At 64.4% G+C, this 10,066-nt stretch carries 12 protein-coding genes and 1 pseudogene; 3 read left to right on the top strand and 10 right to left on the bottom strand.

The annotated features are described in order from the left end of the window. Positions 1 to 475: 475 nt before the first annotated feature. Positions 476 to 661, top strand: a pseudogene (locus Q0U08_RS13275) (oxidoreductase); the annotation flags it as partial. 361 nt (positions 662 to 1,022) lie between these two features. Here the strand turns inward: Q0U08_RS13275 and Q0U08_RS13270 are convergent. Then, the gene (locus Q0U08_RS13270; protein WP_298091867.1) at positions 1,023 to 1,520 is read right to left on the bottom strand and encodes a DoxX family protein; all 498 of its coding nucleotides are present in this window, start codon (positions 1,518 to 1,520) and stop codon (positions 1,023 to 1,025) included. Between the two features lie 91 nt (positions 1,521 to 1,611). Continuing rightward, the gene (locus tag Q0U08_RS13265) at positions 1,612 to 2,016 is read right to left on the bottom strand and encodes a MerR family DNA-binding protein (protein ID WP_298091866.1); all 405 of its coding nucleotides are present in this window, start codon (positions 2,014 to 2,016) and stop codon (positions 1,612 to 1,614) included. 63 nt (positions 2,017 to 2,079) lie between these two features. Here Q0U08_RS13265 and Q0U08_RS13260 point away from each other — a divergent pair, with 63 nt between their 5' ends. Together Q0U08_RS13260 and Q0U08_RS13255 are read left to right on the top strand one after the other, a co-directional pair. After that, positions 2,080 to 2,847, top strand: a complete 768-nt coding sequence (locus Q0U08_RS13260; protein WP_298091865.1) for a glutaredoxin — start codon at positions 2,080 to 2,082, stop codon at positions 2,845 to 2,847. A 405-nt stretch (positions 2,848 to 3,252) separates the two neighbouring features. Then, positions 3,253 to 3,468 carry a hypothetical protein gene (locus Q0U08_RS13255; protein ID WP_298091864.1) on the top strand — a complete coding sequence of 72 codons (216 nt, stop codon included), beginning with the start codon at positions 3,253 to 3,255 and terminating at the stop codon, positions 3,466 to 3,468. 40 nt (positions 3,469 to 3,508) lie between these two features. Here Q0U08_RS13255 and Q0U08_RS13250 read toward each other — a convergent pair whose 3' ends face one another. The 8 genes from Q0U08_RS13250 to Q0U08_RS13215 form a co-directional block, all read right to left on the bottom strand. Continuing rightward, positions 3,509 to 3,955, bottom strand: coding sequence for a DUF411 domain-containing protein (locus Q0U08_RS13250; protein WP_298091863.1), 447 nt, complete (start codon positions 3,953 to 3,955; stop codon positions 3,509 to 3,511). A 59-nt stretch (positions 3,956 to 4,014) separates the two neighbouring features. Further along, the gene (locus Q0U08_RS13245) at positions 4,015 to 4,458 is read right to left on the bottom strand and encodes a DUF305 domain-containing protein (RefSeq protein WP_298091870.1); all 444 of its coding nucleotides are present in this window, start codon (positions 4,456 to 4,458) and stop codon (positions 4,015 to 4,017) included. An 11-nt stretch (positions 4,459 to 4,469) separates the two neighbouring features. Continuing rightward, positions 4,470 to 5,072: a DUF305 domain-containing protein gene (locus Q0U08_RS13240; protein ID WP_298091862.1), complete on the bottom strand. Its 603-nt coding sequence runs from the start codon at positions 5,070 to 5,072 to the stop codon at positions 4,470 to 4,472. Between the two features lie 35 nt (positions 5,073 to 5,107). Continuing rightward, a complete protein-coding gene (locus Q0U08_RS13235; protein ID WP_367271133.1) occupies positions 5,108 to 5,821 on the bottom strand; it encodes a PepSY domain-containing protein in 714 nt (237 codons plus the stop codon). A gap of 20 nt (positions 5,822 to 5,841) precedes the next feature. Then, a complete protein-coding gene (locus Q0U08_RS13230; RefSeq protein ID WP_298091869.1) occupies positions 5,842 to 6,912 on the bottom strand; it encodes a copper resistance protein B in 1,071 nt (356 codons plus the stop codon). 77 nt (positions 6,913 to 6,989) lie between these two features. Further along, positions 6,990 to 8,960, bottom strand: a complete 1,971-nt coding sequence (locus Q0U08_RS13225; RefSeq protein ID WP_298091860.1) for a copper resistance system multicopper oxidase — start codon at positions 8,958 to 8,960, stop codon at positions 6,990 to 6,992. Between the two features lie 71 nt (positions 8,961 to 9,031). After that, positions 9,032 to 9,601 carry an RNA polymerase sigma factor gene (locus tag Q0U08_RS13220; protein WP_298091859.1) on the bottom strand — a complete coding sequence of 190 codons (570 nt, stop codon included), beginning with the start codon at positions 9,599 to 9,601 and terminating at the stop codon, positions 9,032 to 9,034. Further along, a complete protein-coding gene (locus Q0U08_RS13215) occupies positions 9,598 to 10,038 on the bottom strand; it encodes a periplasmic heavy metal sensor (protein ID WP_298091868.1) in 441 nt (146 codons plus the stop codon). Before Q0U08_RS13215 ends, Q0U08_RS13220 begins: the two co-directional genes overlap by 4 nt. Positions 10,039 to 10,066: the final 28 nt, after the last annotated feature.

Raw genomic sequence — 10,066 nt, 5'->3', positions numbered from 1 at the left:
ATTACCCACCGAGAGCCGTGACACAGTTCGCCATGGGATACCGGAGTGAGCGTCAGCGGCATGGTCGATTGAGCCCATTCTGCATACGCCTACGCACGTGCTCCCCCGCCTTACGTCCTTGAACTGTGTCTGTTGCCCCATCTGAGCACGTCACCGCCGGACTATATAGGATGTTGCTCTCCAGTCGAACAGCAACGGACCAGGTAGCTGGATCTGCATTCACAGCGTGGGCGGAGAGGTGTCCGGCTGCTCGGGCGAGCACTACGGACCGCCGAAGAGGGTCGACCGGCTTACGCTGTTCCGACGTGGATCAAGCAAGCCAGGAGCATAGCCTACTATGGCGCGATCTCGGCGGACCCGTTCAGTGATCAGCCAAGCATCGTCCAGCGGAGTTATTTTAAGCCCTGACCAGACAGATTGCGAGCTGCCCGACAATAGTTGGGTAAGGCTCCGCATGACCAATTACTTCAGATAATATGAGCAGGCGGAAGCGATCATCGGCACCGGCGACGCTGACATGATCGCGCTCGCCCGCACGATCCTCTATGATCCGCGCTGGCCATGGCACGCGGCCGCGTATCTCGGTACCCAGGTAAAGGCCCCGCCCCAGTATCTACGCTCGCAGCCACGTCGCTTCCGCAACCTATTCGGCTCATCATGACTAAATCGATTTCGTTGAGACGACCCAATTGCGGTCATTCAGCGCCATCTTTCCCCTTTCCGGAAACGGACGCTTGTTCATCTCGGCAGGTACGAACCGGCTGCAGTTGGCAGGTCTGCCCCAGATGGGCGCTCATTCTCCACGTAGAGAATCTGACGCGGACTTCTGACATCTTGAACCTCGCGGAAAACGGGCGTTAGCGCGTCGGTTTCACAACCGGACGGTTGTGACACCAATCTAAACGGCGCAGTCGATCGGACATTGATGTCCATCGAACAACCGACCTGCCTGCTCAGAACAAAGATGCTCAGCATTCCGATTGCGCTGCGCTGTAACGACAGCTTCGGCGATCCGAAGTCGTTTAAAGCTCGGTGCGCTTTCCGAACCAGCGCCGGTCGAGTGACCAATCGCCTGCACCGACGTTCAACAGATACAGGCAGCCAAGGAGCATCGTCAGATCGGCGCGGGATTCGTGCTGTGCGCTCCAGAAGCCGTAGCGCTTGAAGTCGGGGAGACTGAACGGCCCGAAGCCCTCTCCAAGCAAAATCGGGAGCTTAGTCGAGACTAACGCCACGACCATCGTGACGATCAGAGGAATCGTTGCCAGCCTGGTGAACAGACCAACGATGATGAGGGTGCCGCACACCAGCTCGACTACGCCGACAAAGGGTCCCATGATCTCGGGGGCGGGGATGCCGATCTTGGCAAAGCGGCCGGCGCCGAGAATATCGGGAAACACAAGCTTCTGGATGCCTTCGGGGAAGAAAACCACCAACCCGACCGCCAGACGGATCAGGATTACCCACGGGCTGGCGTCGCTATCGGCCGAGCGTGATCGCTTCTTCGTCGGTAATCTCATCCTTTATTTCCTTCTTGTGACCTGGGTTGAACCGCCTCCGGGCGACTGGCGGTCGATCCTGGACCCTGACGGCGAAACGCGGGGCAGCGCCTTATCGGTCGAAAGCAAGTAGGATGGGGCAGGGACCTTCATCCGATCGGCTACAATCGTGCGCCAAACGCGCGAGCGCGGTGCGTGCCTTTTCCAATTCGGCAATCTTGCGATCCAGTTCTGCTATCCGGGCAGCCGCCATCTCCCTTGCTCGCGCGCGGTCATCGGTGGCATCGAGTTGCAGCAGCTCGGCGATCTCCTCCAGCGTGAACCCCGCGACCTGAGCAGAGCGAATGAAACGGAGCCGGCGAACCTCATCCGGACCGTAGCGACGGATACCGCCGCCCGACCCGGAGTTGTTCGGCCTATCGGGTGTGTCGAGGAGGCCCCGGCGCTGGTAGTAGCGGATCGTCTCAACCCCGACGGCGCCTTCCCGCGCGAGCCCCGCGATCGTCATGCCGGCCATGTCTTGACTCCGTACCATAGTACGGACGCCATATAGGTCCTGCACAAAGGCCGGAGAAGACACATGGCGACGTTGGCGCCGAAGAAGGCGATGATCTATCGGATGGTGATGCCGACGCACACCTGCCCCTACGGGCTAAAGGCGAAGGACCTGCTGCGCCGCGAGGGTTACGAGGTCGAAGACCATTGGCTGCGCACGCGGGAGGAAACCGACGCCTTCAAGGCCGAGCACGGCGTAAAGACCACCCCGCAAACCTTCATCGGTGGCGAGCGGGTAGGCGGCTATGACGATCTGCGCCGCTTCTTCGGCAAGGCGGTTCGCGATCCCAAGGCCGTCACCTATCGGCCGGTGATCGCGGTGTTCACCATGACGGCGCTGATGGCGCTCGCCGCCAGCTATGCCGCCTTCGGCACGCCGTTCACTGTGCGCGCAGGCGAATGGTTCATCGCCTTCTCGATGTGCGTCCTGGCCATGCTCAAGCTCCAGAACGTCGAGAGCTTTTCGAGCATGTTCCTCAACTACGATCTGCTAGCGAAGCGCTGGGTGCCCTATTCCTATGTCTATCCTTACGCGGAAGGGGCGGCGGGCGTCCTGATGGCCGCGGGTGCGCTGACCTGGCTGTCGGTGCCGATCGCGCTAGTCATCGGTACAATCGGCGCGGTGTCGGTCATCAAGGCGGTCTATGTCGACAAGCGCGAGCTGAAGTGCGCCTGCGTGGGCGGGGACAGCAACGTGCCGCTCGGCTTCCTGTCGCTCACTGAGAACGTGATGATGGTCGCGATGGCACTCTGGATGGTCGTGGCGCCGGCAGCGCTCTCGATCGCACATTGACATCGGTCGTCTGTCGGGGCCGATAGCAAGCATGGAACGCCGACTGCCCCGTCTTGCCGGTATGCTCCGCCTCGCGGCTCTGGCCGTGCTGGCGGTGGTGCTGGTCATGCGCCTGGGGCCGATCTGCGAGGCCGTTGCAAACGCCTCGCCGGTCGCGTCGGAAATGTCAGGTTGCGAGGGCAAACCAAAGCCGGGGAAGGCACCGCAGCAGGCGGCATGCTCGACCCCGTGCACGGCGGTTCAGGTCAGTGCGCTGGCACCGGCCGACACTGCCCCTCCGGTACGCATGGCTTTCCGCCCCCTGCCTGTCGTTGGCCTCGCAGGTATCCCAATCCCCCCGGCCACGCCTCCTCTGCGAACCGTGTGACGATCCCGATCCCACACTTTCAATCGACGGAGTTACTGATGACCAAGTTCAAGCTGATCGGTGCCGCCCTGGCACTGGCGATCCCCGGCGTCGCATTCGCGGCCGGTTCCTGCTGTGCTGACATGGCGTGCTGCAAGGACGGTGCGGACTGCTGCAAGGAAAAGGACGGCAAGAAGGGCGACTGCTGCGCCAGCATGAAGGACGGCAAGCACGGCGACCATGCCGGCCACGACATGTCGGGCATGAAGCACTGATACAGGGGCGGCGGGAGCGGTGATCCGCTCCCGCCGCTACTTACCCGTGGTGGGCGTAGATGCGACGTCCACCCGGTTCGAACGCGATCACGTCATATGCCTGGGCCTTCATGCCGGGCATCTCCATCCCCGGCGATCCCATCGGCATCCCTGCCACCGCGAGCCCGGTCACGCCTTTTGGCTTGGTCACCAGCGCGCGCTTCATGTCGGCGATCGGCACATGGCCCTCGAAGATCATGCCGTCGATGATCGCGGTATGGCATGACGCGAGGTCGCCGGGCACGCCGCGGGCCTTCATTAGCGCCGGGCGGTTTGCATCGTCGACGACGCGCACGGCGCGGCCGAACTGCGCCTTCACCTGCTGCGCCCATTTTTCGCAGCACGGGCAACCCGGATCACGGTGCATGGTGATGTCAGCCGCGGCCATCGCTGCCGCAGGCACGCCCATCAACAACACGGCCATGGCGGCGCGGAAAGATCGGCTCATTCTCAACTCCTCGAAAGCCAGCCCCCCTTACCGGTGAAGGAGGGCCAGGCTTGCGTCCATTATTGGGGGCGCTTGCCCATTTTGCGAAGCATCGCATTCAGCGTCGCGATCTCACGGTTCTGGCTGTCGACAGTCTTCTGCGCCTCGCGCCGGATTTCGGCGTTCTGGGTGCTCCGGAGCGCCGTCTGCGACATCGTGACCGCACCGCGATGATGCTCGATCATCTGGCGAATCCATGTCTCACCAGCATCGGCACCCTTCGCCGCCATCATGCGCTCGTGCATCTTCATCATGTCCGGGCCGTAGGGATCAGCCGCGGTCGGCTGCATCATGCCCGCATGGTTCATGCCCTGATGGTTCATTCCCTGGTGCCCGGCTTGCTGGGCGAGCGCAGGCGAGGCGGCAAGCAGGGCGGCGGTCATAGTCGCGATCATCTTCATCTGGCTTCTCCACGTGGCCCCCGCCCGTGAAAATGATACGCGCCCCGACGCGCAATCCCTCAGGGCGGCTGAGATTAACGGATCGGCTGAAACGTGTTCACACCGACGCTCTCGTCCGTTTCCGGCGGGGGAGGAGCAACCTGCTTGTCCCGATAGGAAGGAAGATCGGGTGCATTGTCGGGCACAGGGTGTGCTTCGAGGCGAGCGATGGCCCGCTTCATCTGAGTAATCTCACGCACCTGGGCGTCGATGATTCCGTCCGCCAGCTTACGCACTTCAGGGTCCTTGATGTGCGCACGCTCGCTGGTCATGATCGCGATCGAATGATGCGGGATCATGGCCTTCATGTAGGCGACGTCGCCCACGGTCTCCTGACTGCGGACAAGCCATAAAGCGCCCGCAAAGACGACGATCGCACCGGCGACGATGCCGAGATTGGCACGCCGGTTGGGGTACATGCCCCACATGAAGCCGAGCATGATGATCGCCATCACCGCGCCCATGACGATCGCCATCCATGTCCTGGTCTGGCTGTATTCGACGTGGCTCAACGCATAAGTGTTCAGGTACATGAGCCCGAACATGACGACGGTGGAGGTCGCGATCATCGCGGCGAACCGTCCGTAGCTCATTCCCATCCCGCCGCTTTGGCCTGACTGGTGGTCGTTGGGGTCCATCGCGCGCACTACTCTAGAACCCCGCCCAAAGAGTCTTACGCGGCTCCCTGCCGCACCCCTTGAGTTTTTCGCCGTCGACGCGGCCAGCGCATGAACAGAAGGATCGCGCCGGACACACCGAACACGAGACCGCCGGCAGCGAACGCCTTCAGCCAAGGCGTGTTGAACCGTTCGTGCTGGGTCCAGTCCATGATGTGGAGGCCCCAGAAGAAGTCGTACAACCGCCACGTTCCGGTGCGCACGGACGTCAGCCGGCCCGTCTCGGCTGCGACGTAGATGCGGGTGGCATCGGCATCAGCGAATGAAGCGCGCCATGCTGGCAGCGCTCCCCGATACTCGGTGCTCGCCCGCTCGATCCGGTCGACGGTCGAGGCGACGGGTTTGCCGCGATACGCTCTCCTGGCGATAGTGCCAGCGGTCGCCGCGTCGATCGGCGGGAGCAAGGCTGCGGTGCGAGCGTCGAGCAACCGAATACCGCCGGCCGCAAGCTGGGCCTCCACTACAGGTCGACCGAGCAGCACGCGGTGCTGGAGCTGGCGAACCGGCGCGCCGGCAGCCGACAACAGCGCCGGGACGGGCGCGAATGCCTGGGCGGTCGAAAGCACGGGCTCGGAATTGCGATCGATGCGGTGATCGCCATGTACCGTGTCGATCGGCAGCAGGCTCATGATGAGCCCGCTGGTAAACCACACGATCACCTGCGCTCCGATCAGGAGAGCAAGCCAACGGTGGACCTTGCTCGCACCGATATGGAGGCGCAGCCGCGGGCTCAGAACCAGGTCCTCACGCCCGCGACGAAGCTGAAGCCGCCCGTGTTGTCACCACGTGCGCGAGTGAAGCGTGCCGTGTCCCCGAACTGCCGTTCCCATGACACGCCGATATAGGGGGCGAACTCGCGACGCCCCTCGTAGCGGAGACGAAGCCCGGCCTCGAGGTCGGTGAGCCCCGAGCCGGTGCCGGTTTCGGGCACGTCCTGAGCGGAGAAGTTGGCTTCCACCCGGGGCTGGAGCACAAACCAGTTGGTGATGCGCTGGTCGTAATAGCCCTCGGCGCGACCCAGCACGTCGCCCTTGTCGGACAGGAACAGCGCGCCCTCTACCTCGAACCAGCCCGGGGCCAGGCCCTCGATCCCCACTGTCGCGTAGGTGCGCGAGGGATTGGGCTTGAAGTCGTAGCGGACGCCCGCCTGGAGGTTCCAGTAGGGATCAAGCGCGCGGCTGTAGAGCGCCTGCACCTCGGCCTGGTCGAGCGGCTTGCCGAACGTGCCCTCGCCCTCGGTCTTCAGCGTGAAGCGATTGATGTCGCCCCCGATCCACGCCTCGCCATCCCAGCGATAGCCGTCGCCTCCCTTGCGCGCCTGATATTCGGCGAGGTTGAAGAGGATCTGGTAGACGGTCATCCCGCCATGCTCGCGGCGCAGATCGTTCTCGCGCGAGTTGGCCATGGCGTCCGCCCCCCAAAAACGGTCGGCGAGGTGATCCCCGGCAGGGGCGGGAGCGGGCTTGTTGCCGGGGGGAAGGTCGGTCCCGACCTTCACGGCGGGCTGATTGCCGGGCATCGCCATGCCCGGCATCGCGCTCATGTCATGGCCGGCGTGGGGGTCCTGCGCGGGCGCGGCTCCTTGCTGGCCGCCCATGTCCATCCCCTGCATCCCGCTCATGTCATGTCCGGCATGAGGATCGGCGGCCGGCGTCTTCGCCGGTTGCGCGCGACGGGGAGCGGTACTTCGGACGGGCGCCTTACGCTTGGTAGCGGGCCTGACCGTGGCCTTCGGCTTCGACTTCGGAGCTGCTTTCGCTGCCGGCTTTGCCGGCATCGTCATGCCCGGCATGTTGTGCATGGAATGGTCCATGGTCTGCCCGACCGCGGGGGCAGCGAGGGCGAGGGGCGCGAAGCCGACGAGAAGGAGCGCCCGGTTCACGCCGCGGCCTCCCCGGCCTTACGGACCTGGACGACGCGCATCATCCCTGCGTGCATGTGGTAGAGCATGTGGCAGTGGAAAGCCCAATCGCCTTCCTCCCCGGTGACGTCCCAACTGACGGTGCCGCCCGGCTGCACCAGCACGGTATGCTTGCGCGGTGCATAGGCACCCTTACCCGTCACCAGGTCGAAGAAGTGGCCGTGGATGTGGATCGGGTGGCCCATCATCGTGTCGTTGATGAGCGTCACCCGCACCCGCTCGCCGTGAAGGAGGGTGATCGGGTCGGGGTTCTCCGACAGCTTCTCGCCGTCGAAGCCCCACATGTAGCGCTCCATGTTGCCGGTGAGGTGAAGCTTGATCTCCCGCTCCGGTGCGCGTGTGTCCGGGTTGCGGTCGAGCGCCATCAGGTCGCGATAGGTGAGAACGCGGTGCCCGACATTCTCCAGCCCCTGCCCGGGATCGCCGGTCCGATCGACCGGCATCGGCGAGATGGTCTGCACGCCCGGTCCCTTCTTCACTTCGGGGGCATTGCTGAAATCGCGCATGGAATGGCTCATGCCGCCCATGTCCATCCCGCCCATCTGATCGCCGTTCATCATCGGCATCGTGCCGGAGCCGTGATCCATTCCTGCCATGGCGCCGCCCTGAGCCTGGCCGTGGTCCATGCCCGCCATGCCGCCTGCTGCGGCGCCGGCCGCGCCGTGGTTCATTTGCGAATGATCCATATCCGGCATCGCGCCGGTACCTGCGCCGTGCCCCATCGCAGCATGGTCCATGCCGGACATCGATCCCGCGGCGCCACCTATAGCACCATGATTCATGGCGCCGTGGTCCATCGTGCCATGATCCATGCCGCCCATGCCCATGTCCTTCATGGTCGCGAGCGGGCGCTTGCGGAGCGGGGGCACCTCGGCCGCCATGCCCTCACGCGGGGCGAGCGTCGCGCGGGCCATGCCGGAGCGATCGATGCTCTCACCGACCAGCGTATAGGCGCGCAGGTCGGGCGGGGTGACGATCGCGTCATAGGTCTCAGCCGGGCCGAACTGGAACTCGTCGATCTCGACCGGGCGCACGTTCAAGCCATCGGCCGCGACGATCGTCATCGGCAGGCCCGGAATGCGGACGTTGAAGGTGGTCATCGACGAGGCGTTGATGAAGCGCAGCCGCACCCGCTCGCCGGGGCGGAATAGCGCGGTCCAATTGTCCTTGGGGCCGTAGCCGTTGACCAGGTAGGTGTAGACCGAGCCCGTGACGTCGGCGACGTCGGCGGGGTCCATCCGCATCTTGCCCCACTCCAACCGCTCTTTCAGCGACTGATCCTTGCCGGCGAGAAGCCCGGCCAGGGTCTGGCGCTGGCGGTTGAAGTAGCCCGACTCCTTCTTCAACCGATCGAAGAGGTAGTGCGGGTGGTGGAAGCTGTGGTCGGACAGCACGACGACGTGCTCGCGATCGAACTGCACGGGGTCGGGGTTCTTGGGATCGATCAGGATCGGGCCGTAATGCCCTTCCTGCTCCTGAAGCCCGGAATGGCTGTGATACCAATACGTCCCGCTCTGGATGATCGGGAACTCGTAGGTGAAAGTCGACCGGGCCGGGATGCCGGGAAAGGCGATCCCGGGCACGCCGTCCATTTGGAACGGCACGAGCAGGCCATGCCAGTGGATCGAGGTCTCCTCGTCCAGCTCGTTGACAACATGGAGGCGGACATTCTGCCCCTCACGCAAGCGGATGAGCGGCGCAGGGACGGTGCCGTTGATACCGATCGCGTGGCTCTGCCGCCCGTCGATCATCATCATCTGGTGCGCGACCTTCAGCGTGATGTCGTCGCCCGAAACGGTCGGCAACGGCTTGGCGATACCGGCGGACACGGGCTGCGCCCACGCCGGCATATAGGCCGACAGCGCGAGCCCGCCTCCTGCCAGACCAGCACCGCGCAGCATCTGGCGGCGGTCGAGAACGCGCGACATGGAAACTCCTAGTAAGGTGGGGCCGATATCGGCCCGTCTCATCCCTTCTACGCGTGCTCGCTGGGCATCCCTCAGCCCGAGTTCAACTTTTCCATAAGGCGCGCACGTGCGCGATACAGCCGCGTCTCCACAGCCTTCTGGCTGATCCCCAACACCTCGGCCGTTTCCGCCTGGCTTAACCCCTCGATCGTCCGGAGCACCAGCGGCTCCTTCAGGTTCGCCGGCAGGGTGGAGATGGCCCACGTGACGCGGTCCAGCTCCTGGCGGTCGGCCGTACTGTCATCGATCGGCACCTGATCGTCCACGATAGCATCGGCTTGGCCGTCGATCGGAAGCGCAAAGGAGAGGAAGCGGCGCACCGTGCGCTTCCTTGCCCAATCACGGCATTTGTTGATGGCGATCGTCGACAGCCACGCCTTCATCGCGCGCTGCGCGTCGTATCTCGGTAGCGCCTGATGCGCCGCGACGAAGGTCTCCTGCACGAGGTCCAGTGCCTCGTCGGGTTCGCCGACGCAGGCTCGTGCGAGCCGGAACACCGGCTGACGATAGCGGCGAACGATCTCGGCAAAGGCAGCCTGTCGACCGGCGATGCTGAGCGTCGCCAGCTCCCCATCGGACAGCGCGGTCCAATCGAGGCTCACCCCTGACCGTCGGTGAGCGCCTTCACCACCGCGTCGTCGAATTGGGAGGTCTGGTCGGGGCGTAGAAGCTGCCGCATCGCGAAGATGTGGGCGAGCGTCGCCTTTTGCATTTCGCCCATCGCAGCATGGCTCTGATCGACCGCGGCCGTGACTCTCGGGCCGTTGCCGTGCTCGGCTTCGATCGCCTCGGCCAAGCGGGCGTTGGCGGCCCGCAGCTCCAGCTCCAGCGCGCGCCGCTGGACCGCGAACCGATCTTCCAGCGCCTTCAACCGGGTTTGTTGGTTGGCATCGAGCGCGAGCTTGTGGTGCAACACCTCGTGGAGCGCGGTGCCGGGCTGCTCGGGCTGGGGCAACAGCGCACGCCCGACGAAAACCCCCCCAATCGCCGCAAGAAAGGCGAGCAGGACGCAAAACATGAGGCGACGCGTCGAGGTCATGGCTCGCCGATCAGCAGGCTCGAGGGCG

The sequence above is a fragment of the uncultured Sphingomonas sp. genome (genome assembly GCF_946477935.1).
Classification (GTDB): Bacteria; Pseudomonadota; Alphaproteobacteria; order Sphingomonadales; family Sphingomonadaceae; genus Sphingomonas.
Note: the sequence above shows the minus strand (reverse complement) of the source record. Positions and strands in the feature narration are given on the sequence as shown.